Source organism: Nonomuraea sp. 3-1Str (genome assembly GCF_031570565.1).
GTDB lineage: Bacteria > Actinomycetota > Actinomycetes > Streptosporangiales > Streptosporangiaceae > Nonomuraea.
Genome location: NZ_JALHBK010000002.1, coordinates 24,591 through 47,616, shown reverse-complemented (window position 1 = coordinate 47,616; position 23,026 = coordinate 24,591). Strand labels below are relative to the sequence as shown.

The 23,026-nt window shown below is 72.1% G+C and carries 25 protein-coding genes and 1 tRNA gene; 14 read left to right on the top strand and 12 right to left on the bottom strand.

Translation table 11 applies throughout. The features are described 5' to 3' along the window. The 3 genes from MTP10_RS03925 (at position 1) to serS (ending at position 2,688) form a co-directional block, all read left to right on the top strand. Positions 1-429, top strand: coding sequence for a DUF4446 family protein (locus tag MTP10_RS03925; protein WP_310707602.1), 429 nt, complete (start codon positions 1-3; stop codon positions 427-429). Positions 430-431: 2 nt separating this feature from the next. Then, on the top strand, positions 432-1,355 hold the full coding sequence (gene pheA / locus MTP10_RS03920; protein ID WP_310707601.1) for a prephenate dehydratase: 924 nt from the start codon (positions 432-434) through the stop codon (positions 1,353-1,355). A gap of 67 nt (positions 1,356-1,422) precedes the next feature. Then, entirely contained in the window at positions 1,423-2,688 is a 1,266-nt protein-coding gene (gene serS / locus MTP10_RS03915; RefSeq protein ID WP_310707600.1) for a serine--tRNA ligase, read from the top strand. A gap of 181 nt (positions 2,689-2,869) precedes the next feature. On the opposite strand, the gene MTP10_RS03910 is transcribed toward serS, so the two are convergent. Continuing rightward, a complete protein-coding gene (locus MTP10_RS03910; RefSeq protein ID WP_043619750.1) occupies positions 2,870-3,073 on the bottom strand; it encodes a cold-shock protein in 204 nt (67 codons plus the stop codon). A gap of 224 nt (positions 3,074-3,297) precedes the next feature. Between MTP10_RS03910 and MTP10_RS03905 the strand changes: the two genes are divergently transcribed. After that, positions 3,298-4,125 (top strand): HAD family hydrolase, encoded by an 828-nt coding sequence (locus MTP10_RS03905; protein ID WP_310707599.1) that lies wholly within the window; start codon positions 3,298-3,300, stop codon positions 4,123-4,125. Here MTP10_RS03905 and MTP10_RS03900 read toward each other — a convergent pair. Together MTP10_RS03900 and MTP10_RS03895 are read right to left on the bottom strand one after the other, a co-directional pair. Beyond that, a complete protein-coding gene (locus MTP10_RS03900) occupies positions 4,116-4,628 on the bottom strand; it encodes a bacterial proteasome activator family protein (RefSeq protein WP_310707598.1) in 513 nt (170 codons plus the stop codon). The genes MTP10_RS03905 and MTP10_RS03900 overlap by 10 nt on opposite strands. A 5-nt stretch (positions 4,629-4,633) precedes the next feature. Continuing rightward, on the bottom strand, positions 4,634-5,590 hold the full coding sequence (locus tag MTP10_RS03895) for an NAD(P)H-quinone oxidoreductase (protein WP_310707597.1): 957 nt from the start codon (positions 5,588-5,590) through the stop codon (positions 4,634-4,636). A 113-nt stretch (positions 5,591-5,703) separates the two neighbouring features. On the opposite strand from MTP10_RS03895, the gene MTP10_RS03890 reads away from it, so the two are divergent. Continuing rightward, positions 5,704-8,118 (top strand): AAA family ATPase, encoded by a 2,415-nt coding sequence (locus MTP10_RS03890; RefSeq protein ID WP_310707596.1) that lies wholly within the window; start codon positions 5,704-5,706, stop codon positions 8,116-8,118. A gap of 25 nt (positions 8,119-8,143) precedes the next feature. Here MTP10_RS03890 and MTP10_RS03885 read toward each other — a convergent pair. Together MTP10_RS03885 and MTP10_RS03880 are read right to left on the bottom strand one after the other, a co-directional pair. Further along, a tRNA-Ser gene (locus tag MTP10_RS03885) sits at positions 8,144-8,230 on the bottom strand. A gap of 57 nt (positions 8,231-8,287) precedes the next feature. Continuing rightward, positions 8,288-9,133 carry an NUDIX domain-containing protein gene (locus tag MTP10_RS03880; protein ID WP_310707595.1) on the bottom strand — a complete coding sequence of 282 codons (846 nt, stop codon included), beginning with the start codon at positions 9,131-9,133 and terminating at the stop codon, positions 8,288-8,290. Between the two features lie 241 nt (positions 9,134-9,374). Here MTP10_RS03880 and MTP10_RS03875 point away from each other — a divergent pair, with 241 nt between their 5' ends. From MTP10_RS03875 to MTP10_RS03865, 3 genes are read left to right on the top strand one after another with little or no spacing between them, the layout of a single operon-like run. Further along, complete coding sequence (locus MTP10_RS03875; RefSeq protein WP_310707594.1) at positions 9,375-10,844, top strand: glycoside hydrolase 43 family protein; 1,470 nt, start codon at positions 9,375-9,377, stop codon at positions 10,842-10,844. A gap of 60 nt (positions 10,845-10,904) precedes the next feature. Further along, on the top strand, positions 10,905-11,423 hold the full coding sequence (locus tag MTP10_RS03870) for a SigE family RNA polymerase sigma factor (protein ID WP_310707593.1): 519 nt from the start codon (positions 10,905-10,907) through the stop codon (positions 11,421-11,423). After that, positions 11,420-12,532 (top strand): hypothetical protein, encoded by a 1,113-nt coding sequence (locus MTP10_RS03865; RefSeq protein WP_310707592.1) that lies wholly within the window; start codon positions 11,420-11,422, stop codon positions 12,530-12,532. Before MTP10_RS03870 ends, MTP10_RS03865 begins: the two co-directional genes overlap by 4 nt. A 34-nt stretch (positions 12,533-12,566) precedes the next feature. On the opposite strand, the gene MTP10_RS03860 is transcribed toward MTP10_RS03865, so the two are convergent. Then, entirely contained in the window at positions 12,567-13,457 is an 891-nt protein-coding gene (locus MTP10_RS03860) for an NAD-dependent epimerase/dehydratase family protein (RefSeq protein ID WP_310707591.1), read from the bottom strand. 104 nt (positions 13,458-13,561) lie between these two features. On the opposite strand from MTP10_RS03860, the gene MTP10_RS03855 reads away from it, so the two are divergent. Continuing rightward, on the top strand, positions 13,562-14,503 hold the full coding sequence (locus tag MTP10_RS03855) for a helix-turn-helix domain-containing protein (protein WP_310707590.1): 942 nt from the start codon (positions 13,562-13,564) through the stop codon (positions 14,501-14,503). Here the strand turns inward: MTP10_RS03855 and MTP10_RS03850 are convergent. Continuing rightward, positions 14,439-15,251 (bottom strand): helix-turn-helix transcriptional regulator, encoded by an 813-nt coding sequence (locus tag MTP10_RS03850; RefSeq protein WP_310707589.1) that lies wholly within the window; start codon positions 15,249-15,251, stop codon positions 14,439-14,441. The genes MTP10_RS03855 and MTP10_RS03850 overlap by 65 nt on opposite strands. 190 nt (positions 15,252-15,441) lie before the next feature. Between MTP10_RS03850 and MTP10_RS03845 the strand changes: the two genes are divergently transcribed. Next, complete coding sequence (locus MTP10_RS03845; protein ID WP_310707588.1) at positions 15,442-16,137, top strand: alpha/beta hydrolase family protein; 696 nt, start codon at positions 15,442-15,444, stop codon at positions 16,135-16,137. On the opposite strand, the gene MTP10_RS03840 is transcribed toward MTP10_RS03845, so the two are convergent. The 4 genes from MTP10_RS03840 to MTP10_RS03825 are packed head-to-tail and all read right to left on the bottom strand — an operon-like array spanning position 16,118 to position 19,599. Continuing rightward, positions 16,118-16,900 (bottom strand): M15 family metallopeptidase, encoded by a 783-nt coding sequence (locus MTP10_RS03840; RefSeq protein WP_310707587.1) that lies wholly within the window; start codon positions 16,898-16,900, stop codon positions 16,118-16,120. The two genes, MTP10_RS03845 and MTP10_RS03840, sit on opposite strands and share 20 nt — an antisense overlap. 34 nt (positions 16,901-16,934) lie before the next feature. Continuing rightward, positions 16,935-17,183 (bottom strand): SPW repeat protein, encoded by a 249-nt coding sequence (locus MTP10_RS03835; protein ID WP_310707586.1) that lies wholly within the window; start codon positions 17,181-17,183, stop codon positions 16,935-16,937. After that, on the bottom strand, positions 17,180-17,728 hold the full coding sequence (locus MTP10_RS03830) for a hypothetical protein (RefSeq protein WP_310707585.1): 549 nt from the start codon (positions 17,726-17,728) through the stop codon (positions 17,180-17,182). Before MTP10_RS03830 ends, MTP10_RS03835 begins: the two co-directional genes overlap by 4 nt. Further along, entirely contained in the window at positions 17,725-19,599 is a 1,875-nt protein-coding gene (locus MTP10_RS03825; RefSeq protein ID WP_310707584.1) for an MDR family MFS transporter, read from the bottom strand. The genes MTP10_RS03830 and MTP10_RS03825 overlap by 4 nt, the downstream gene beginning before the upstream one ends. A 133-nt stretch (positions 19,600-19,732) precedes the next feature. On the opposite strand from MTP10_RS03825, the gene MTP10_RS03820 reads away from it, so the two are divergent. Next, on the top strand, positions 19,733-20,347 hold the full coding sequence (locus MTP10_RS03820; RefSeq protein WP_310707583.1) for a TetR family transcriptional regulator: 615 nt from the start codon (positions 19,733-19,735) through the stop codon (positions 20,345-20,347). Here the strand turns inward: MTP10_RS03820 and MTP10_RS03815 are convergent. Then, complete coding sequence (locus tag MTP10_RS03815) at positions 20,344-20,706, bottom strand: cupin domain-containing protein (protein WP_310707582.1); 363 nt, start codon at positions 20,704-20,706, stop codon at positions 20,344-20,346. The genes MTP10_RS03820 and MTP10_RS03815 overlap by 4 nt on opposite strands. Before the next feature lie 229 nt (positions 20,707-20,935). On the opposite strand from MTP10_RS03815, the gene MTP10_RS03810 reads away from it, so the two are divergent. From MTP10_RS03810 to MTP10_RS03800, 3 genes are all read left to right on the top strand, one after another. After that, positions 20,936-21,418 (top strand): hypothetical protein, encoded by a 483-nt coding sequence (locus MTP10_RS03810; RefSeq protein ID WP_310707581.1) that lies wholly within the window; start codon positions 20,936-20,938, stop codon positions 21,416-21,418. A gap of 181 nt (positions 21,419-21,599) precedes the next feature. Further along, complete coding sequence (locus MTP10_RS03805; RefSeq protein ID WP_310707580.1) at positions 21,600-21,977, top strand: hypothetical protein; 378 nt, start codon at positions 21,600-21,602, stop codon at positions 21,975-21,977. Then, positions 21,974-22,993 carry a hypothetical protein gene (locus tag MTP10_RS03800; protein ID WP_310707579.1) on the top strand — a complete coding sequence of 340 codons (1,020 nt, stop codon included), beginning with the start codon at positions 21,974-21,976 and terminating at the stop codon, positions 22,991-22,993. Before MTP10_RS03805 ends, MTP10_RS03800 begins: the two co-directional genes overlap by 4 nt. Positions 22,994-23,026 lie beyond the last annotated feature (33 nt).

The following is a 23,026-nucleotide window of genomic DNA, read 5'->3' as shown; positions in this document are numbered from 1 at the left end:
GTGCTGATTGCCGTGGGGATGTGCGCCGCCGCCGCGACGGGCGGCGTGGTCATGGGCTACCTGGCTCTCCGGCGGGCTCGGGAGGAGATCGAGGACTGCCGCCGCATGCTCGTACGGCAGGCGTCGGCCGCCCGAGGGGACCTGATGGCCATCCGCGACGTGGCCGTGTGCCGGTACGACGCCCTGGAGAAGATGGCGGGCGAGCTGTCGTTCTCGGTCGCGATGATCAACGGTCTGGGCGACGGCATCGTGCTGACCTCCATCAACGGCTGCTCCGACAGCCGCACGTACGTGCGCCGCGTGGTGGGCGGCAGGGGCGAGCAGCCGCTGTCGCCGGAGGAGGAGCAGGCGGTGCGGGCGGCCAGGCTCGGGCTGGGATCAGTCGCGGCGAAGCCGCGCGCACCTCGACAAGCTGCGGATACCCTGTAGCCATGCCCAGACTCGCCTATCTCGGGCCCGAGGGAACCTTCACCGAGGAAGCCCTGCGGCTCCTGGATCCCGGCGCCGAGCGTCTGCCCTGCCCGACCGTGAGCGCCGCGCTGGCCGCCGCGCGCAGCGGCGAGGCCGACGGCGCCGTCGTGCCGCTGGAGAACTCCGTCGAGGGGGCGATCACCACGACGCTGGACGAGTTCGCCTGGGGCGAGCCTCTCCTGATCAACGCCGAGCTGCTGCTGCCGGTGCGCTTCTCGCTGCTGGCCCGGCCCGGTACGGAGATCCCGCGCATCAAGCGCGTCTACACCCATCCCGCGGCCATCACCCAGTGCCGCGCGTTCCTCTCCCGGGAGCTGCCCGACGCGGTGGTGGTGGCGGCGCCCTCGACGGCCGCCGCGGCCCAGGAGGTGTCGCTGCCCAGCTCGCCGTACGACGCGGCGATCGCGGCGCGCATCGCGGGCGAGCACTACAACCTGGTGGAGCTGGCCGGTGACATCGGGGACCGCACCGACACGGTGACGAGGTTCGTCAAGGTGGCCCGTCCCGGCGGTCCGCTGCCCGGGCCGACCGGGTCCGACCGCACCACGCTCGTCGTCTTCCTCGCCGACGACCACCCGGGCGCGCTGCTGGAGATGCTGACCGAGTTCTCCGTGCGCGGCGTCAACCTGACCCGTATCGAGTCGCGGCCCACCGGCGACGGCATCGGCCGCTACTTCTTCCACTTCGACTTCGAGGGCCATGTCGCCGACGCCCGGGTCGGCGAGGCCATCTCGGGGCTCCATCGGATCTGCGACGAGGTGCGCTTCCTCGGCAGCTATCCGCGGGCCGACGGCGTCGTGCCCCGGGTCAAGCGGGGCACGGCCGACGAGGAGTTCGCCGAGGCGGGCGGCTGGCTGGCCCGGATCCGCTCCGGCGAGGTCTGACGGGCCGCAGGGGCGACGTCCGGGAATCGAGGGGCGAGGAGACGTCCCGCGCCGGTAGCCTTTCCTTGTGATTGACCTGCGTACCCTTCGTGAGGACCCCGACCGGCTCCGGGCGTCGCAGCGTGCCCGCGGTGAGGACGACACCGTCGTCGACACGCTGCTCGACCTCGATGAGCGCCGGCGCTCCGCGCTGACCGGTTTCGAGTCGCTGCGCGCCGAGCAGAAGAGTTTCGGCAAGTCGGTGTCGAAGGCGCAGGGCGAGGAGAAGGCCGCGCTGCTGACCCGGGCCAAGGAGCTGGCGAGCGCGGTCAAGGCCGCCGAGTCGGAGGCCGAGCGGCTGGGCGGCGAGCTCGACGAGCTCATGCAGACGGTGCCCAACCTCGTCGAGGAGGGCGCGCCGCACGGCGGCGAGGACGACTACGTCGTGCTGGAGACCCACGGCGAGCCGCGCCGGTTCGACTTCGAGCCGAAGGACCACCTGGAGATCGGCGAGCTGCTCGACGCGATCGACATGGAGCGGGGCGCCAAGGTGTCCGGCTCGCGGTTCTTCTTCCTCAAGGGCGTCGGCGCCCGGCTCCAGCTCGGCCTGCTCAACATGGCGATGCAGCAGGCCATCGCCGCCGGCTTCACGCCCATGATCACTCCGGTGCTGGTCAAGCCGGAGACCATGCAGGGCACCGGCTTCCACGTGGCCCACGACAAGGAGATCTACCGCCTTCCCGAGGACGACCTCTACCTGGTCGGCACCTCCGAGGTGGCGCTGGCGGGCTACCACGCCCAGGAGATCCTCGGCGGGGACGAGCTGCCGCTGCGCTACGCGGGCTGGTCGTCCTGCTTCCGCCGCGAGGCCGGCTCGTACGGCAAGGACACGCGGGGCATCATCCGCGTCCACCAGTTCGACAAGGTGGAGATGTTCTCCTACGTGCGGCCGGAGGAGGCGCACGAGGAGCACCAGCGGCTGCTGGCCTGGGAGAAGGAGATGCTCGACGCGGTGGAGGTGCCCTACCGGATCATCGACACGGCGGCGGGCGACCTGGGCATGTCGGCGGCGCGCAAGTTCGACTGCGAGGCGTGGATCCCCACCCAGGGCCGCTACCGGGAGCTGACCTCGACCTCCAACTGCACGGAGTTCCAGGCCCGCCGGCTGGGGGTGCGCTTCCGCGACAAGGACGGCAAGCCGCAGCACGTGGCCACGCTCAACGGCACCCTGGCCACCACGCGCTGGATCGTCGCCATCCTGGAGAACCACCAGCAGGCCGACGGCTCGGTCGTGGTGCCGGAGGCCCTGCGCCCATACGTCGGCCTCGACGTCCTGGAGCCCGCCAAGAAGTAGGCCGGTCCTGAGCCGCCGAGAAGTAGGCCGTACGCGGCCTTGAGAGGGCCCGGAGACCCCTTGCGGGGGTCGCCGGGCCCTTGTCCTTCTCAGCGGCCGTACGAGGCCCGTACGGGCCTCTGGAACGCGAAAGGCCGGAAGCCCGCTGGACGCGGACCCCGGCCTGACTCGCTGCTACAGGTCAGATGGCACGGACCTGGGAGGCCTGCGGCCCCTTCTGTCCCTGCGTGATCTCGAACTCGACCCGCTGGCCGTCTTCAAGGCTGCGGTAGCCGTTGCCGACGATCTCAGAGAAGTGCACGAACACGTCCGGCGCACCGCCGTCCGGGGCGATGAAGCCGAAGCCCTTCTCGGCGTTGAACCACTTGACGGTTCCCTGAGCCATAAAAGCTCTCCCTCAGGATGTGAATCTATGGGACCCGCACCTCGCGAGTCCCGGTGTGTCGTACAGCAAGCACCCCGGGGTGGCTCAGACAAAGTCATGCTGGTTTTCACTACGGGATCAGCTAATACAACGCCACCACATCTAACACCATTCTGGCGCGTTGGTGTTCCCGTCTCTGGGAAGATTTCTCGCCGGCGGCATCACCCGGCAAACTGGAACGTGTTATGCAGAGTCTCCCCGCGCCGCGTCTTGTGGCCACTGACCTCGACGGCACCGCCCTGCGCGCTGACGGAACCGTCTCTCCCCGGACGGCTGCGGCCTTCGCGAGGGTCGAAGAGGCGGGCGCCATGCTCGTGTTCGTCACCGGGCGGCCGCCCCGGTGGATGAGCGGAGTGGCGGGTGCGCTCCGTCACCGCGGGCTGGCAATCTGTGCGAACGGCGCCCTGATCTACGACCTGCATACGGAACGCATAGTCGAATCTCACCTGATCGCGGCCGATGTGCTGGAACAAGTCGTCGCTCAGCTAAGAGCGAACGTGCCCGAACTCGCATTTTCGGTCGAGTATGAGGGGGGATTTGCGCATGAGTCCGAATTTCCACTCGGCGGCTGGGACAGCAAGGCCGTCGCCGGACTGCGCGTCGGCATCCGCACGCTGACCTCGCAGCCCTGTGCCAAGCTGCTGGCCCTGCACCCCCACATGGACCCCGACGCGCTCCACGAGACCGTCCACGGGCTCGTGGGGCACCTGGTGACCGCCACGCACTCCAGCGGCCGCAGCCTCGTCGAGATGAGCGCTCACGGTGTGACCAAGGCCACGGCGCTGGCCGTGCTGGCGGAGCGGCACGAGATCAAACCCTCGGAGGTCGTGGCGTTCGGCGACATGCCGAATGACCTGCCCATGCTGAGCTGGGCAGGCACCTCGTACGCCGTCGCCAACGCGCATCCGGCCGTCCTGGCCGCGGTCGACCACGTGACCGCGGCCAACGACGACCACGGCGTGGCCCGCGTGCTCGAGGAGCTCTACGGGCCGCCCTCCCGCGACTACAGGTAGGGGCCGGAGCCGCCCGGCGGGCGGTGGTCCTCGCCGTGCGGTACACCGGGCAGCGCCCTGCGCATCTGCTCCAGCTGGGCCCGAGCGGCCATCTGCTGCGCGAACAGCGTGGTCTGGATCCCGTGGAACAGCCCCTCCAGCCAGCCGACGAGCTGCGCGTGGGCGATGCGGAGCTCCGCGTCGCTCGGCGGCGTGCCGTTGTCGTCGGTGAACGGCAGGGACAGCCGCTCCAGCTCGTCCACCAGCTCGGGCGCCAGGCCGTCCTCCAACTCCTTGATCGAGGACTGGTGGATGTCCTTCAGCCGCTTGCGGCTGGCGTCGTCCAGCGGCGCCGCGCGGACCTCCTCCAGGAGCTGCCTGATCATGCTGCCGATGCGCATGACCTTGGCGGGCTGCTCGACCAGGTTGGTGACCGAGCGCTCCTCTTCCCCACTGTCGCTCTGCCCCTGGAAGTCGGGCCCGACCACCACGATGCGAGAGGTGTTGTTGTCCTCAGCACTCATAGGTTTCACCGTACTAGCAGGATCTTGCCGATGTGTTCCCCGGAATCCAGGATGCGGTGTGCCTCGGCCGCGTCGCTCATCGGCACCCGCGCGTGCACCACGGGACGCACGGCCCCGGCGGCGACCAGCGGCCAGACGTTGTCCACGACGCTGCGCACGATGACGCCCTTCTCCTCGGCGGGGCGGGAGCGCAGCGTGGTGCCGTGGACGGCCGCCCGCTTGGTGAGGAGGAGCCCGAGGTCGATCTCGGCCTTGGCGCCGCCCTGGAGGGCGATGATCACCAGACGTCCTCCGGTGTTGAGCGCCCGGAGGTTGCCGGCCAGGTAGCGGGCGCCGATGATGTCGAGGATCACGTCGGCCCGCACGAGGTCGGAGAAGTCCTGCTCGCGGTAGTTGACGGTCTCGTCGGCGCCAAGCTCCCGCAGCCGCGCCAGCTTGGCGTCGGTGCCGGCCGTGGTCGCCACCCGCGAGCCGAGCGCCTTGGCGAGCTGGACGGCGAACGTCCCGATCCCGCTGGCCCCGCCGTGGACCAGCAGCGTCTCGCCCTTGCGCAGCCGCGCCAGCATGAACACGTTGGACCACACCGTGCAGGCGACCTCCGGCAGCGCCGCCGCCTCGTCCAGGGGCAGGCCCTCGGGCGCCGGCATCACCTGCTCCCACGGCACGGCCACCCGCTCGGCGTAGCCGCCGCCGGCCAGCAGCGCGCACACCCGGTCGCCGGCCTCGAACCCCGGGACGCCCGCGCCGACCTCCGCCACCACGCCGGAGACCTCCAGGCCCGGGTACGGCGGGGCGCCCGGCGGCGGGTCGTAGAAACCGTTTCGCTGGAGAACGTCCGCTCTGTTGACCCCGGCGGCGGTCACCTCGATGACGACCTGACCCTGCTCGGGACGCGGATCAGGCACCTCGCGCCACTCCAGGACCTCTGGGCCGCCCTGCCGGGCGATCTCGATGGCTCGCATGTCACCACCGTAACCGGGCAAAGAAGTTGTGGGTTGGCTGCGACCATGGGAACACCTGGCGTTAATCTTCAGAAGATTTGCTGCCCCTTTACACCCACCCGAGGGGGACCACGGTGGCGAGACACGACCGCGAGGAATCGCTCGAGGAGCAGCTTGCCTGGCTCGACGCGATCAAGGAGTCGGAGGAGGCGTCCGTACCGGCCGGCTCCACCGGCTCCGCCGACGAGCCGTCCGCTTCGCCGTACCCTCAGGACCCCTGGCGGTCGGTGACGCCGCCGGACGTACCGCCGCAGCCGCTGTTCCGGGCCGCCGCCGGGTCGATGTACAGCTCGAACCCGGACGCGGTGGACTCCGGGGCCGGGGAGGATGAGGCCGGGCGGGAGGATGACGCCTCGACCCAGTGGCTCCAGCCGCCGTCGCCGTTCGACCAGCCGTCCTCGTTCGACCAGTCGCCCGCGCCCGCTCAGCCGTCCGCGTACGACCAGCCGAGGCGGACAGGCGCGTTCGGTGAGCCGTCGGCGTTCGAGACGCCCGCGGCGCCGTTCGACGCGGAGCGGGGGGACGAACGGGACGAACGTGACAACCCGGCGGCTGCCGGGGCCGGGAGGCCGGACGAGGCGTTCCTGGAGCCGCTCAAGCCGCTGCCCCGGGCCGACGACGGCGAGACGTACCCCTCGCTGCCCCAGCTGCGGCCGGTGCGGGACGGCGACGACCCGGCGGCCACGGCGGGACGCGCGGCCGACGAGCGCACGGCCTGGTCGGAGCCGCTGGAGTGGCCGCTCCCGCCTGAGCGCTTCAACGCCTTCGACTCGCAGCCCTCGGAGGTACGGGAGGACCTGAGCTCCCCGGACACGACCTCGCCGGACGTACGGCCGCCCGTCGTGTGGCCGTCCGATGCGCAGCAGTCCGAGACCCGGCAGCCCGATGCGAGGCAGCCCGATGCGAGGCAGCCCGAGACGCGGCAGTCCGAGACCCGGCAGTCCGAGGAGGCGCGGGTCGCGGAGACCGCGCCCGGTGAGGACGAGACCCGGCCCGAGGACACCCGCACCGGCGACGCCCGCCTCGACCACGCGGGCTCCGGCGGAGCGACGGACCGGCCCGAGGACGCCGAGCCGCCCTTCGGGGACGCCGAGCCGCTCTTCGGGGAGGCTGTGGCGCACGACGACCAGCGGTCCGCCGCGCCCGCCGAGAGCAGGCCACTCACCCACCCGCCCGCGTTCGGCGCCCAGGAAGCCCTCCGGGCCACGCCAGACCCCCGCCCGCACGACGCGGGCCGGCATGACACGGGCAGGCATGACACGGGCCGGCACGACACGAGCCGGCGCACGTACGACACGGTCCCGCACCCCCTGGCCGGCGGTGCCCACGGCAGAGGGCTTGACCGTCCGGAGCCGCCGGAGTTCCCCGAGCCGCCCGCACGGCAGCGCGCCTCTCAGGCCCAGCCGCCCGTGGCCCCCGCAGCCCCGCCGGCCCCGGCGCCGGAGCCCGCGCCGCCGGTGCGCAGGCCGAGCCGCCCCGCGCCCATCCCCGTCTTCACCGCCTCCCCGCGCCCGCCCGTCACCGGCAAGCCGACCGCCGAGAGCCTCGACCCCGAGACGCTGCTCCGCGGCCGCCGCAACGCCCCCTCCAAGGGCTGGCGGCGCCTGGTGTACAAGGCGTCGGGCGGCTGGATCAAGCCGGGTGAGCCGCCGGAGGTGCGCCGACGTCGCGAGCTGCTGGCCAGGGCCCGCACCCCGGTCGCCACGGGCCACCACCGCGTGGCCGTGCTCAGCCTGAAGGGCGGCGTCGGCAAGACCACGACCACGGTCGGCCTCGGCGCGACGCTCGCCCAGACGCGCGGCGACCGCGTCATCGCCGTGGACGCCAACCCCGACCGCGGCACGCTGTCCGACAAGCTGGTGCTGGAGACCTCGGCGACGGTCCGCGACCTGCTCAACGAGCGTGACCAGGTCAAGAGGTACGTGGACATCAGGGCCTTCACCTCGCAGGCGCCGTCGCGGCTTGAGGTGCTGGCCTCCGACCGGGACCCGTCGGTGTCGGAGGCGTTCAGCGGCGCGGACTACCAGTCCGTCTCGCAGGTGCTGGAGAACTTCTACTCCATCTGCATCACCGACTGCGGCACCGGCCTCCTGCACTCCGCCATGGGCGGCGTGCTCGGCCTGGCCGACCAGATCGTGCTGGTCAGCTCGCCGTCGGTGGACGGCGCGCGGGCGGCTTCGGCCACGCTCGACTGGCTGGAGGCGCACCACTACGGCGACCTGGTACGGGACGCCACCGTGGTGCTGTGCAGCGTCCGGCCGCGGACGAAGTCGGCCGTCGACCTCAACAAGCTGGAGGCCCACTTCGCCGCCCGGTGCCGCGCCGTGATCCGGGTGCCGTACGACCCGCATCTGGAGGAGGGCGCGGAGATCGACCTGGACCGGTTGCAGGAGGGCACGCGCGACGCTTTCCTGCAGCTCGCGGCGTACGTGGGCGACGGCTTCGCGGGGATGCGGGAGTCGGCGGCGGCCCCGGGGGCGCGGGACTAGGCCGCCCGGGGGAGCCGGAGCCGAGCGGAGGGTGTGGGATTCGAACCCACGAGGCCATCGCTGACCTGGCCGCTTTCAAGGCGGCTGCACTCGTCCACTATGCGAACCCTCCAGTGCGCACACCACCTTAGCGGCTGCCGTGGCGCCGGGGTACCGGACCGGCGGGCTCCTAACCGGTGAGCTGCGACAGCAGCCACCTGGGGCCCTGGGTGGTGGCGCCGAGCTCGGTGACGCGCTCCTTCAGGCCCCGGTCGGCGGTCACGACGAGCACCCGCTCCCACGGCCGTGCCCGCCGTGCGACCTCCACGACGGCGTCGTCGCCGCTGCCGGTGGCGGCCACCACCTGGATGCCCGCCACGTCCGGAACCTCGCGGGCGGCCCCCTCCACGACGGCCACGATCCGCGGGTACCACCGCTCCAGCACGGGGTGGGCCGGCGCCAGGCGTGACACCTCGCCGAGCAGCCGGGTGGCGGCGCCGAGCCGGTCGTTCCACCAGCCGTGCTCGGCCCGGGCGCCCACGATGTTCGCCACGTCGAGGACGAGCGTCTCGGGCCGCAGCTCCTGCCGCACCTCCTGCCAGGTCTCCGCGAACCCGGGGTGCAGCCGCAGCTCGGTGATCTCCGGCAGGCGCACCCAGCGCAGCTCGTCGCTCTCCCCGTTGGTGGGGACGGCGGGCAGCAGCTCGGCCGACTCGGCGATCACCGTCTCGAACGCCCATCCGCCGTGGTCGTCCATGTACACGCCCTTGATCCGCAGCGCGTCGGCCGGGAGCGCGGCCTCCTCGTGGGCCTCGCGGAGCGCGCCGGCGACGGCGTCCTCGTGGCTGTCGAGCGCGCCTCCCGGCAGGCCCCACGTGCCGCCGTGGTGGCTCCACCACGAGCGCTTCTGCATGAGCACGTACGGCACGCCGGCCTGGTCATGGTGGACGGCGAGCAGCCCGGAGGCGCCGTGCAGTCCCCAGTGCCGGTGGCCTCGTCCGCACTCCGCCCAACCGTCGCCGTCGCCAGCCGCCATGCTCTCGTGTCTCCCTGTCCGAGTCTCCCCTGTCCGGGGCTCCGTGTCCGGGCCCCAAGGACATCCAGCCTAGGGCCGCTCCGGCCGGGAGGGGCTTTGGAAACGGTTGCGAGGGTCAGGCCGTCCGCTCGGGCGAAGACTGGCGGGTCGGGCACCGGTGACGGCGTCCTTTCGGCCGTCCTGACCCGGACATTGGAGGATGGTTTCTGCAACCGGTTGCAGGTAGAGTCCCTGAGACAACATGCTGATCGACCAGGAGAGATCCACCGTGCCCCTGGACCCCGCCGACACCTACCGCAACCCCGTGCTCAACGCCGACTGGTCCGACCCCGACGTGATCCGCGTGGGCGACGACTTCTACCTGACCGCCTCCACCTTCACCAAGGTCCCGGGCCTGCCGATCCTGCACTCGCGCGACCTGGTCAACTGGAAGATCATCGGGCACGCCGTGACCGCCGGCCACGACGAGGTGCGTCCCGGCTGCGGCGTGTGGGCGCCCTCGCTGCGCCACCACGACGGCCGCTTCTGGATCTTCTACGGGGACCCCGACGTGGGGATCCACCAGGTCAACGCCGAGGACCCGCGGGGTCCGTGGAGCGAGCCGCACCTGGTCAAGCCGGGTCTCGGCCTCATCGACCCGTGCCCGCTGTGGGACGAGGACGGCCAGGCGTACCTGGTGCACGCCTGGGCGAAGAGCCGGGCGGGGATCAGCAACCGGCTCACGCTGCACCGCATGGCGCCCGACGCGAGCCGGGTGCTCGACGAGGGCACGATCGTCATCGACGCCGACCTGCTGCCCGGCTACCGCACGCTGGAGGGCCCGAAGCTGTACCGGCACGACGGCCACTACTGGATCTTCGCCCCGGCCGGCGGCGTGGCGACGGGCTGGCAGTCGGTGTTCCGGTCCCGGTCGATCTTCGGACCGTACGAGGACCGGATCGTGCTGGAGCAGGGCGGCACCGACGTCAACGGCCCGCACCAGGGCGGCTGGGTGGACACCCCGTCCGGTGAGCACTGGTTCATGCACTTCCAGGACCGCGGCCCGTACGGCCGGGTCGTGCACCTGCAGCCCATGGAGTGGCGGGGGGGCTGGCCGGTCATGGGCGCGGACGGCGTCCCGGTGCCGGGCGGGCCCGTGCCCGTGCCGGGCGGCGAGCCGGCCGCGCCGGCCACGTCCGACGACTTCGCCGGGCCCGGCCTCGGCCCGCAGTGGAGCTGGCAGGCCAACCCCGACCCGTCCTGGTGGGAGCTGCGCGACGGGACGCTCCGGCTCACCTGCGTGCCGGGCCCCGCGGACCTGTGGGAACGCCCGGCAGTCCTCACCCAGCGGCTCCCCGGCGAACCCTGCACGGTCGTCACCCAGGTCACCCTGCACGGCGAGGGCCGGGCGGGCCTGGCCGTCGTCGGCCGCACCTCCGCGTACGTGGCGGTCGAGTCGACGCAGGACGGGCCCGCCGTGGTGTGCGCGGGCTCCGCGCCGGTGCCCGTGCCCGAGGGCGCGGCCGTCACCCTGGGCGCGCGCGTCGGGCAGGGCGCGGTGGTCACGTTCCTGGCCGACACCGGGGACGGCCTGCGTGAGATCGGCGAGCCGTTCCACGCCACGCAGGGCCGGTGGGTGGGTGCGGTGCTCGGGCTGTTCGCCGCCTCCCACGGGGACGCCCCGGCGGGACACGCCGCCTTCGACGCCTTCACCGTCGATCTCGAAAGGTAAGAAGTCCTGCAACCTTTCGCCCCGCCGATCGCGTTGGCAACGGGCGAGAGGAGTCCCACCTTGGATCGTCACGACGGCTTCCGCGAGTTCGTGCTCGCCCGCCAGCAGGCGCTCATGCGCACCGCGTACCTGCTGACGGGCGACGCCCACCTCGCCGAGGACCTGCTGCAGAGTGTCCTGACCAACGTCGTGGGCCAGTGGCACAAGCTGTCACGGGGCGGCAACCCCGAGGCGTACACCCGCAAGGCGCTGGTCAACCAGTACATCTCCTGGCAGCGTCGGCGGCGTCTCGAACTGCCCAGCGGCGACCCGCCCGAGCGCGGCGTCTCCTACGACGACGCCGCGCTCGACCGCATGGTGCTGCGCCAGGCCCTGGCGAGGCTGACGCCCAAGCAGCGCGCGGTGATCGTGCTGCGCTTCCGCGAGGACCTCACCGAGGCGCAGACGGCCGAGGTGCTCGGCTGTGCCGTCGGCACCGTCAAGAGCCAGACCCACCACGCGCTGGCCCGCCTGCGCGAACACGCGCCCGAGCTGGCGCACCTGCTGTCCGACTCCGAGATCGCGGAGGTGGCCCCATGACGCGGCTGCGCGAGGCACTGAACGGCATCGCCGACGACGCCCCTCTGGTGGACCTGGCCGACCTGGCCATCGCGGGTCACCGTCGCAGGCGCCGCATCGGCACGGCGCTGGCCGCGCTCGCCACGGCCGTGGTCCTGGGCGTGACGACGGCCGTGGTGACGCTGCCGGGCCAGGGCGCGAACCAGCCTGCCACGCCCCAGCGCCTGGACACGGTCCACGACCTGCCCGAGGGCCGAGTGGGACCGCTCAGCCACGCGTACCGGACCTCCTGCGAAGTGGACGCGGAGCGGCATCTGGACTGCAGCGCCGTCGAGTGGCGGGTGGTCACCGCCGCCGGCACCACGTACCGCGTGCCGCAGGCGCTGGCCCAGACCACGAGAATGGACACCACGCCGGTCGCGATCAGCAGGGACGGGCGCCTGCTCGCGTACTACAGCCGCCAGGCGCAGGCGCACGTGGTGCGCGACCTGGTCACCGGCGCGAAGACGATCTCCGCCGCCACCGTGAAGGAGGACCGGATCGGCGTCGGCTCCATGCTCGTGGTCTCCGACGACGGCCGTTACCTGGCCTTCGACCCGCGCGAGGGCAGCAAGCAGCCCGGCTCGCTGATCGACACGCGCACGGGTAGGACGGTGCCGATCAACGGGAAGTACGAGCCGGTCGCCATCAAGGGCGGCGTCGCCGAGCTGGTCCGGTACATCAAGACGGACCTGTGGCTGATGCCCGTCGCCGGCGGAGGCAGGCCGGTGCGCTTCGACGGCGTGTTCATCATGTTCAGCGAGACCGCCCCTGACGGCCGCACGGTCGTCGCCTTCGGCAGGGACGGCGCCGCCCCCGACACGGACGACCTCGCCCGGAACAGGCTGACCGTGCTCGACGCCAGGACCGGCCGGATCCTCCGCAAGGTGACCATGCGCGGCATGCCGAAGGGCGGGGGCCAGGCCATGGGCGCGGGTCCCTGGCTGAACGGCCACGAGGTCACGATCGCCTACGGGGCCAAGGGGGACACGAGCACGTACGGGGTGGACGTCACCACGGGGAAGGCCCGGCTCCTGTCCCGCTACCCGGGCCGCCACGAGGGCTTGACCTTGCCCGGTTTCGCCCAGTGATCCCCTGACGGTGGACACCATGGCCGTGACGGAGCTAGAGCACTTCTCGGAGCACGTCGTCGACCGGTGTGGCGCTCACGCCGAGGATCTTCTCGGTCTCGGAGTAGTCGATGACGAACGGGTGGCCGGGCTTGGTGAGCACTTCGTGCAGCTCCGCCCAGAACGGCTCGGTGAACGCGAGCAGGGTCAGGTCGCGTTCGGTCATCTCCTCCATCCGCGGCTCGGGCGCTCCCGAGAGGTCGGCGAGTCGCCCGGCCAGCTCCCGTACCGACAGCGTCGAGGTGGGCGCGTGCCAGGCCCGGCCGTACGCCTGCTCGTGGCGGCTCGCGGCGACCAGCGTGCGTGCGGTGTCGCCGATCGCCGAGTAACTGTGCGGCACGTCGAGCTCCTGCGGCACCAGGACGGGCCTGCCCTCCAGCACCTGCCGCTGCACCATGAGGCTGAACACCGAGAAGGCGCCGGCGCCGTAGAACTGGGCGGCCCGCACCTCGGTGACCTTCACTCCCGAGGCTGCGGCCTCCTCCCAGATGCGCGCCCTGACCAGGCCCTTGCGCCCGGTCGCGGTGAGCGGGAAGTCCGGCGTGATCGGCCCGTCCACCGGCCCGTAGGCGTAGAGGTTGCCGAGCATGACGTAGGCGACGCCGGTCCGCTTCACCGCGGTGAGCAGGGATCCGGCCAGGGCGGGGAACTGCTCGGGCCAGGCGTGGTACGGCGGCGCGGCGGTGGAGAACAGCGTGTCCGCCCCCTCGGTCAGCTCGGTGAGCCGATCGGTGTCGGTCACGTCCGCGGCGACCTTGTCGACGAGCGGGTGGTCGGGCCCGCCACCCGTGCGGCTGATCATCCGCACCCGTTCGCCGTCCTCGGCCAGCAGCAGAGCGGCCTTCGACGCGGCAGCCCCGCGACCCACGATCACATGAGATTTCATGGGGACAACAGTGCCGATCCGCGGCCCCATGACATAGTGGCTGGAATGCCAACTATCCGGAAGATCTGGCCATGCACCTCGTCGCCGCGGTAATCGTGCCCCCCGTGCTCAGCTTCGACGTCTCGATCCCGCTCATGGTGTTCAACAACGTCCCCGACTATGACGTGCGCGTCTGTACGGCGCGGCCGGGCACGGTGCCGACCGTGGGGGGTCCCGACATCGTGGTGACGGACGGCCTGGACGTGATGGAGGGCGCCGACACGGTGCTCGCCGTCGGCAGCGGCGGCGAGCAGGCTCCCGCGGAGGTCCTCGACGCCCTGCGGAAGGCCGCGGCCGGCGGCGCGCGCATCGCCTCGCTCTGCACGGGCGCGTTCGTCCTGGCCCAGGCCGGCCTGCTGGACGGGTGCCGCGCCACCACCCACTGGGGACTGGCCGACGACCTCGCCGCCCGCTTCCCCTCGGTCGACGTCCAGCCCGGCCTGCTCTTCGTCGAGGACGGCGGCATCTTCACCTCGGCGGGCGCCGCGGCCGCCATCGACCTGTGCCTGCATCTGGTCAGGCTCGACTACGGCGCGGCGGTCGCCAACACGGCCGCGCGGCTCGCGGTCGTCCCTCCCGTACGGCCGGGGGGCCAGGCGCAGTTCATCGAGACCCCGCTGCCCGACGACCGCGGCACGTCACTCGCCCCCACCCGGGCCTGGGCGCTCGAACACCTCGATCGCCCGCTCACCCTCGCGGACCTGGCCCGTCACGCCGGGATGAGCGTACGGACCCTGACCAGGCGCTTCCACGCGGAGACGGGGCTCAGCCCGCTCCAGTGGCTGCTGCACCGGCGCGTCGACCGGGCCAGGGAGCTGCTGGAGACCACCGAGCTGCCCATGGACCAGGTGGCCGAGCAGAGCGGTCTGGGCAGCGCGGACTCCCTTCGCAAGCACCTGGCCGGCCGGGTCGGGCTCACTCCCACGGCCTACCGTGCCAGCTTCACCCGGGTGAGGGGCCAGGCGGTTCGGGGAGCCGCGATGCGCGGGCGGCGGTCCGGCGACTGATCCGGTAGCGGCCCGGGGTCGTTCCGATGATGCTGGTGAACGCCGCGATGAAGCTGCTGGGGTTGGCCCATCCGCAGGCGGCGGCGGTTCGGATGGTGTCGTGGCCGTCGGCGAGGAGTACGAGCGCGTGGTGGATGCGCAGCTGCGTGCGCCACTCGTAGAAGGTCATGCCGAGTTCGTCGCGGAACAGCCGGCTGAGGGTGCGGGTGCCGGCTCCGACCGTCTTCCCGAGCTCGGCCAGCGTGGCGTTGTCTCCCGGCGACTCGTACAGCATCCGGGCGATGGCCCGCAGTCGGTCGTCCCGTGGCTGCGGCAGGTGCAGCGGCTGTTCGTGGGCTTCGCGGAGTTCGTCGACGAGGACCCGAAGGAGGCGAGAGCGCGCGGAGCGGCTGTAGGCAGGCGCGGCGTCGTCGTAGTTGCGGGGGCCGGTCAGGGCGAGCAGGACCTCGCGGGCGAGGTCGGAGGCCAGGAACACGGCGGGATGGTCTGGGATGAGCCGGGCGAGGGCCGGCGCGAGAAAGACGATCCGCATGTCGGTGTCGCCGTGGGCGCGATGGTGGTGCGTGAACCCCGCTGGGGTCCAGGCGACCCGGTTGGCGGGCACGATCGACGTGCCGCGCTCGGTGTGAACCGCCAGGACGCCGCTGGCCGCATATACCAGGTGTCCCCGTGCGTGCGACTGCACTGCGCTCGTCTCGCCGGACGGCCAGAGGTGGCGCCCGCCGGACGGCCACAGGTGTGACGTCACACCGGCGTCCCGGCGAGGTTGGCGGCGAACGGGCATAAGTTGGCATCCTATCGGTGGCAAGCCACACCTTGCCCTGGTGAAACTGCCTTCATGCGGAGCGCTCCTCGATCGCGCGGAGCGCCCGACCGGATCACATGGCATCGAGGCGGCGTGCCTCGATGCCGCGGCTTGAGAGAGAAGGCAGAAACGCATGGCGACGTTCGTTCTGGTGCCCGGCGGCTGGCACGGCTCCTGGTCGTTCGAGGCGGTGGTCCCGCTGCTGGAGCGTGCGGGTCATGCCGTTCACGCCCTGACCCTGACCGGTCTGCGGCCGGACGACGACAACGCGACGGTCGCGACCGCCAACCTCGACACGCACGCCGACGACGTGTTGCGGCTCCTCGATCGCGCCCACATCACCAGCGCGACGTTGGTCGGCCACAGCTACGGCGGGATGGTGATCGCCGCCGCCGCCGATCGCGCCGAGGGCCGGATCGCACGACTGGTGCATCTCGACGCCTACGTACCGCGCGACGGCGAGTCGTGCTGGTCGTCGACGACCGAGCGCTACCGGGAGGTGTTCGCTGCCGGGGCCGCGACCACCGGCTACGCCGTCCGACCGCCGGACGGCGGCGATCCCCGCCGCCGTCCCCATCCCCTCGCCTCGTTCCTGCAGGCGATCCGGCTCGCGGGCAGGCACGCCCAGGTCCCCCGCCGGGAGTTCGTCTACTGCTCGGGATGGGAGGACAGGACGCCGTTCGCCGATCTCCGCACCCGGCTCCGAGCCGATCCCGGCTGGCAGGTCCACGACCTGCCGACCGGCCACGACGCCATGCATGAGGCCCCGGAAGCGGTCGCCGCACTGCTGCTCGGCGAAGGCGTCGGTCTCAGCGGCCGTTCCGGCTGAAGTGCTGGAAGTCCTTGGTGCCGGACCAGGCGCCGCCCCAGCCCCAGCCGACCGCGGCGAACGTGCGGACCACGCGGTCGCCCGGGTTGATGACGCCCTTGCCGCGCATCGGGCGGTGGTCGTACTTCTTGGCGTTGGCGTGCGCCGTGCCGCCCGAGGCCGTCACGTACGGGTTCTCGCGCGGGTTGACGTCCACCGCCTCCCCGTAGGCGTGGTTGGACCAGTTGCTCGATCCCGTGGCGGGGCGGCAGTTGAAGGCCGAGGTGTTGTCCGCGTCGATGGAGTCGAAGTCGTCGCCCTTGTAGACGTCCACGAGCCGCATCTGCCTGATGGGGTAGCGCATGGCGTACAGCTTCCTGAAGGCCGTCACGATGTCGCCGGTGACGGTCTTGCGCACGACCAGCTCGCCGGTGTGGGCGCGGTCGTCCCAGCCCCAGTACGTCATCGTGACCAGGCGCAGGTCCCGGTAGGAGACGGGGCAGCCCGGCCGCCACGAGTACGGCAGGCGGTCACGGGCGATGCGGGTGACCTTGGCCGTGAACGGCGGCGGGCCGGCCTTCGTGGGCTTCGCGGAGCTCGTGGGGGACGGGCTCGCGGGGGACGGGGAGGAGGGGGCCGGGGTGATGCCGGCCCCGCTCGTCTCAGGGGTGGAGACCGGGGCGGAGGCGGGTGGCGGGCTCTGCGTGGACGAGGCGGCCGGGGCCTGCCCGCCGCAGGAGACGGACGCGAGCACCACGAACGCCAAGGTGGCGGCACCTTTCATCTGACCACCCTATGCGAAGCTCCGTTTCACCAGGTCAGGCCGTGTGTTCCCCCGTGTGCCGACCACGCCGGGCGACGGCACGCAGCGCCGCGCCGGTGTACCCGACGAGCGTCGCGAACGACAGGCCGGCCAGCAGGCCGCCCACCCACAGGTCGTTGACCGTGGCGTCGGAGAAGTCGGCGCCGCGCGGCTGGTAGCCGACGACGAACGGGGCGGCGACCAGCCAGAGGCCGGCCAGGAGCAGCAGGGCGAGGGCGACGACGCCCGCCTTGGCCTTGTTCAACGGTGGTCCTCCGCTCCGACGAAGCCGTTCGGGTGGGTCGGCTCGGGCTCGTGCCGGCCGGTGTGGCCGGGGGTGAACAGGTTCGGGTGCTGGTCGCCGGCCTGGCGCGGGTCCAGGCGCGGGGCGGGGCGTTCGGTGATGGGGCGCTCGGTGGTGGCCAGGTCGGCGTTCAGGTCGGCGCGCAGTGCCTCGACGAGCGGGGCGAGCAGCGCGGCGAGCTCGGCCGACGACGGCTGCGGCACGCCGGAGGCGACGGGCGGCGCGGGGACGGGCTCGGGCTCGGGCTGCGGCTCGGGTTCGGGCCGCTGCCGTACGGTGACCAGGCCACGCTCCACGAGCGTCTCCCGGATGGCGGAGGCGAAGAGGGCGGCGCCCGCGAGCCCGACGACGGCCACGCCGAGGCCGGTGAAGAACTCGGTCGTCGTCGCGTCGGTCCAGTCGTCGCCGGAGGGCTGCGTGCCCAGGGCGAAGGGGGCGAGCATGAGCCAGAGCCCGGCCAGGAACGCCAGGGTGGCCGCGACCGCCCCCGCGAACTTGCGGATCATCGTGTGGTCCTTCCGGAGACGAGGTCTGCGTACGTTCTGCCCGGCCGTGGCGTCCCGGGGTGTGCGGACGCGGGGGACGGCGGGGCGCCAGGAGGTTGTGGCGTGGCGGCGTGGGCGATCAGGGCGCGCGAGGTGGGCCGCAGCACCGTGCGGGCGACCGAGCGGGCGCGCTCGGACTCGGTGCGGTGGTCGTCGGCCGGCGCCATCCTGGCGACGGCGCTGAGCAGCGCGGACCGCCGGCCGTTCACCAGCTCCACCCGCTGCGCCACCAGCTCCAGCAGCAGACCGGCGAGCACGAGGTCGTCCTTGCTGAGCGGCGCCGACGCCGGCTCGGCGGGGGGCTGCGGGGCGGCCGGTGCCGAGGAGACGCCGCGCAGCGGCAGCTCCTTGAGGAAGACCACGGCGACGAAGCCGAGCAGCGTGATCGGCACCCCCACGAGGAACACCGTCTCCAGCCCCCGGGTGAACGACTCCAGCACGATGCCCCTGATCGGCTCGGGGAGGTGCTGGATCTCGCTGGGGCTGCCCAGGGACATCGAGGCCCCGCCCGGGACCTTGACGTGCCGGGCGGCGAGCAGGCCGGTCATCTCGTCCTTGAGCCGGTTCAGCAGGATCGCGCCGAACGCGGCCACGCCGACGGCGCCGCCGAGCGAGCGGAAGAACGAGACGCCGGACGTGGTGGAGGCCATGTCGCGCGGCTCGGAGCCGTTCTGCGCGGCCAGGATGAGCATCTGCATGGACAGGCCGAGCCCGAGGCCCAGCACGGCCACGTCTATCCCGATCAGCCACCGGCTGGAGTCGACGTGCAGCCGCGACAGCAGGAACTGGCCCACGGCGACGATCAGCAGCCCGACCACGGGGAAGATCTTCCACTTGCCGGTACGGGTGACGATGCGGCCGGAGACGATGCCGGAGACGAACAGCGAGAAGACCATGGGCAGGGTCATCAGGCCGGAGTTGGCCGGGCTGAGGCCCTTGACGATCTGGAGGTACTGCGGCAGGTAGATCATCGCGCCGAACATCGCCATGCCGACGAACAGGGAGGCGGCGCTGGTCAGCACGAACGTGCGGTTGCGGAACAGCCGGGGCGGCAGGATGGGAGTGCGGGCGGTGCGCTCGGCCAGGACGGCCAGGGCCAGCATGAGCACGCTGGCGGCGCCGAGCAGGTACGTCCACGGGGAGTTCCACTCGAACTCCTGCCCGCCGAGCGTGAGCAGCAGCATGAGGGCCGTGGCGCTGCCGGTGATCGTGGTGGCGCCCCAGATGTCGATCGTGGTGTCCCGCTTGATCCTGGGCAGCTTCAGCACCCGCTGGATCACCACGAAGGCGACCACCGCGAACGGCACCACGACGTAGAAGCACCAGCGCCAGCCGAGCCAGTCGGCGTCCACGATGAACCCGCCGAGCAGCGGCCCGGCGACGGTGGAGATGCCGAAGACGGCTCCCATGTAGCCGGAGTATCGGCCGCGCTCGCGGGGCGACACGATGTCGCCGAGGATCACCTGCGCGAGGGCGGACAGGCCGCCGACGCCGACGCCCTGCACGGCCCGTGCCGCGATGAGCTGGCCCATGTCCTGGGACAGGCCGGCCACGAGGGAGGCGGCGACGAACAGGCCGAGGGCGATCTGGAAGAGCAGCTTGCGGCCGAAGATGTCGGACAGCTTGCCCCACAGCGGCGTGGACACGGTCATCGTGAGCATGGTGGCGGAGGCCACCCAGGAGTACTGGTCCTGGCCGCCGAGCTCGCCGACGATCGTCGGCAGGGCCGTGCCGACCACCGATGTCGAGATCATCGAGGTCAGCATGGCGAGCATGAGCCCCGACATCACCTTCAGAATCTCGCGGTGGGTGTAATGCCGCGTCTGAGTCATCAGGGCGTCATGCCTCCTTTTCCAGACTGGTGGGGGCCGGCCGGGTAAGCCGGAAATGAGCGCAGATCTGGCTAGTATACGTACGTTTACTAGCCGTGCGGCAAGTGGGGTCCCAGGCGCTAGAGTTTGCGGGGTGGACCATGTCCAGGTGGAGGCGCGGCCGAGGGATCGCGAGGCGACGCGCGGCCGCCTGCTCGCCGCCGCCCGCTCGCTGTTCGCCGAGCACGGCTACGAGCACGTCACCGTACGCATGATCGCCGCCGCGGCCGGGGCCAACCTCTCCCTGGTCGGCCGCTACTTCGGGTCGAAGGCAGGGCTGTTCCGCGAAGTGCTCGCCGGGGAGCCGACTCTCACTCACGTCCTCGACGGCGACCGGGCCGGCCTGCCCGCGCGGCTGGCCGAGTACGCCGCGCTGCGCATGCACGCCGACCCCGAGAGCCGCATCCTGCGCTCGCTCGAACGCTCGGCCGGCGACCCCGAGATCCGGCAGCTCGTCGGCGAGCGAGTGCGCACGGCCCTGGTCGAGCCGCTGGCCGCGCGCCTCGACGGGCCCGACGCGGTGGCCCGCGCCCGGCTGGCGACGGCGGTGTTCCTGGGGGTGGGGGCGGTGCGCCGCAACCTCGGGCCGGAGGAGCCGACCCCGGCCGACCTCGCCCGCCTGACCGCCGCGTTCGAGGCATGCCTGGGGGACCTGACGACGCCGGAGGCCGGCGACGCGGCCCCCGGCGATCAACCTTCGGCCGGCTAGGCGTCCTTGGCCTTGGCGTACTCCGCGGCCCCGCCCGCGAAGTCGAACACGATGGTCGCCTCGTCGCCGACCACCCACGCGTCGTGCCCCGGCGGTGCCACGAAGACCTCACCGGGGCCGATCTCGGCCTCGGTGCCGTCGTCCATGCGGATGCGGAGCCTGCCCTTGGCGACGAAGCCGTTGTGATGGACCTCGCACGACTCGGTGCCGGCGATCGGCTTCACGGACGCCGACCAGCGCCACCCCGGCTCGAACGTGGCCACGCCGAAGGTCAGGCCGCTCAGGTTGCAGACCTCCAGGTGCCCCATCGGGAAGTCGCGGCGCTCGTCGGGCTTGTCGATGCTCTTGACTTCGATCATGACGTCCCCCTTCGTCACCTTTCAGTGTTTCACCACCGTTTTGGGGCTACAAGGTTGTTTCGGGGAGGCGGGACCGGCGGACTCAGACAATCCTCACGTTCATCTCAACGTAAAGGAATGCGGGCCTCAGGGCAGGCCAAGACAGCGCTTCTAGGTTTCTTCCCGAAGGCGGCTCCAGGGGCGGAGTCAACCGGACTCCACGAGCCGCCGGAGATCGGGGATCCATTCCATGCGTCTCATGAAGCCGTTCGCCGTCGGTGTCGCCGCCGCCGCTCTGCTCGCCGTGCCGTTCGCGGGCGTCTCGCTCGCCGCCACGAGCCCGGTCAAGGACCCGGCCCGCACCACCACGACGACCCATCCGACCACTCGCCCCGAGGACCGGTCGGTGAGCCTCGTCAAGGACGACTCCCGGCTCTCGGTCAAGGCCGAAATCACCCCCGGCGAGGTCGCCGCCGGCGACTCCTACCGGGTCACGATCCTCGCCGCGGGCGCCCGGCGGGACACCACGGCCACCGTGAAGAGCCCGCAGGGCACCACGTACACGGTGACGCTGAAGGACGGCAGGGCGACCAAGACGCTAACCGTCCCGCGCACCACCAAGCCGGGCCGCTACAGGGTGGGCGTGACGGTCGCCGGCCGGGTGACGACGGCCGAGTTCACCGTGACGCGCGACGACGACCGCAACCGCGACCACCACCCGTCCGGCAGGTGACCGGGCCCCGTCCGCGGGCCGGCTCGGGGAGGGGCCGGCCCGCGGCCCTGGGGCGAACAGCCGGTGAACGCCGGGTGTCGGAAAGCGTAGATGTGATCGTAACGAGAGGGAGACGCGCCGGACATCTCACATAGTGAGCATGGCCGCATGACGATCCCGTCCGTTCGACCAGTGGTGAGCGATGGCAGAGCCTCCTTCTGACGGGCCGTCGCGGCCCGCCCTCGACATCGACCACGACCAGCTCAGGCAGCGTGCCGCGCCCGCCTTCGACGACGCCTCCGCGGCCGTGCTGCAGGCCGTGCGCAAGGCCGCCGACGCGCTGGGGGCGCTGGGCGGCTGGCCGGTGGACGAGCCGGCCGACAAGGCGTTCGTCGACTGGTACAAGCCGAAGCGCGACGAGATGCTCCGCATGATCGAGGACTTCGCGACCGTGTACGCGGACATCGCCGACGGCATCGTGACCATGGGCCGCAACGTGGCCGTCGTCGACTGGGGCGTCGCCGACGACATCAAGCTCGCCGACGTGCCGGTCTACACGTGGCCGGAGGACAGGCCGTGATCCCCGTCAGGCCGATGCTGTCGCCGACGGCCCTGAACGGGGCCAGGGTCCTGTCGCCCGTCCCGCTGATGACGACCCTGCTCCTGGCCTCCGCCGGGACGATGGTCGCCCTGCGCATCTACGCGGGCGTCACCGCGCCGGAGATCGACCCGGCGGAGCTGCGCAAGGCCGCCGCCGCCTTCCGCGCGCTGGCCGACGACCTGAACGGCCCCGAGCCGCCTCCCGCGAACGGCGACACCGGCGGAGCCGCCGGCATGGCGGACCGCGCCGCCGCCTCGGTGTGGAACAACAACGGCGGCGAGGGGGTGGACGCCTTCGCCCGGCTCTACATCTTGCGGATCATGGGCTTCCCGGCCGCCTTCGCCAAGGACTGCCGGGTGATCGCCGCCGGCTGCGACGCGTACGCCGACCTGGTGGAGGCCGTGCGCAAGCAGCTCGCCGAGCTGGACAAGGCCATCGTGCAGCTCCTGTGGCTGGTCTGCTTCCAGCCGTTCACGACCATGCTGTACGGCGTGGCGCAGGCGATGGCCGCCGCCCAGATGGCGCGGCTGGTGAAGCTGGCCCAGACCGCCAAGGCCGTCTTCGGGATGAACGTCGGCCGCATCCTGCAGATCTGCCTGCCGAAGTACGTGCTGACCACGCTCAACTACGCCGCCATCGACGGCCCCGCCTACGCCGCCGGAGCGCTCACGCTGGACGCGATGAGCGACGCCGCCCACGGCCGGCCGACGAGGTCGGCGGGTGAGAACGCCCACGAGTTCGGGGGGATCGTCGCCGGGAACACCGGCTACGTCCTCGGCTACGACCTGGCCAAGCTGGGCCTGCCCGGTCCCGCCACACGGGGCGGCGAGCTGGTGGCGCGGCTGTTCGGCTCGGGGTTCGGCTACACGCCGGTCAAGAGCGCCGTGGACGGCGACGGCGACATCATGACGACGCCGGAGGAGTGGGCGAGCAAGGTAGAGGGCCACGGCCTGCGGGCCCTCATCTTCCCCCCGGGCTGGAGGTTCGGCCGCTGACCCCGTCGCCGGCCACGGCCGGCGACCACCCCT

Coding starts and splice junctions, on each gene's coding strand:
- pheA (WP_310707601.1), top strand. CDS start 432: ATGCCCAGACTCGCCTATCTCGGGCCCGAGGGAACCTTCACCGAGGAA.
- MTP10_RS03910 (WP_043619750.1), bottom strand. CDS start 3,073: ATGGCTCAGGGAACCGTCAAGTGGTTCAACGCCGAGAAGGGCTTCGGC.
- MTP10_RS03905 (WP_310707599.1), top strand. CDS start 3,298: ATGCAGAGTCTCCCCGCGCCGCGTCTTGTGGCCACTGACCTCGACGGC.
- MTP10_RS03900 (WP_310707598.1), bottom strand. CDS start 4,628: ATGAGTGCTGAGGACAACAACACCTCTCGCATCGTGGTGGTCGGGCCC.
- MTP10_RS03895 (WP_310707597.1), bottom strand. CDS start 5,590: ATGCGAGCCATCGAGATCGCCCGGCAGGGCGGCCCAGAGGTCCTGGAG.
- MTP10_RS03880 (WP_310707595.1), bottom strand. CDS start 9,133: ATGGCGGCTGGCGACGGCGACGGTTGGGCGGAGTGCGGACGAGGCCAC.
- MTP10_RS03875 (WP_310707594.1), top strand. CDS start 9,375: ATGCTGATCGACCAGGAGAGATCCACCGTGCCCCTGGACCCCGCCGAC.
- MTP10_RS03865 (WP_310707592.1), top strand. CDS start 11,420: ATGACGCGGCTGCGCGAGGCACTGAACGGCATCGCCGACGACGCCCCT.
- MTP10_RS03860 (WP_310707591.1), bottom strand. CDS start 13,457: ATGAAATCTCATGTGATCGTGGGTCGCGGGGCTGCCGCGTCGAAGGCC.
- MTP10_RS03845 (WP_310707588.1), top strand. CDS start 15,442: ATGGCGACGTTCGTTCTGGTGCCCGGCGGCTGGCACGGCTCCTGGTCG.
- MTP10_RS03840 (WP_310707587.1), bottom strand. CDS start 16,900: ATGAAAGGTGCCGCCACCTTGGCGTTCGTGGTGCTCGCGTCCGTCTCC.
- MTP10_RS03830 (WP_310707585.1), bottom strand. CDS start 17,728: ATGATCCGCAAGTTCGCGGGGGCGGTCGCGGCCACCCTGGCGTTCCTG.
- MTP10_RS03825 (WP_310707584.1), bottom strand. CDS start 19,599: ATGACTCAGACGCGGCATTACACCCACCGCGAGATTCTGAAGGTGATG.
- MTP10_RS03815 (WP_310707582.1), bottom strand. CDS start 20,706: ATGATCGAAGTCAAGAGCATCGACAAGCCCGACGAGCGCCGCGACTTC.
- MTP10_RS03810 (WP_310707581.1), top strand. CDS start 20,936: ATGCGTCTCATGAAGCCGTTCGCCGTCGGTGTCGCCGCCGCCGCTCTG.
- MTP10_RS03805 (WP_310707580.1), top strand. CDS start 21,600: ATGGCAGAGCCTCCTTCTGACGGGCCGTCGCGGCCCGCCCTCGACATC.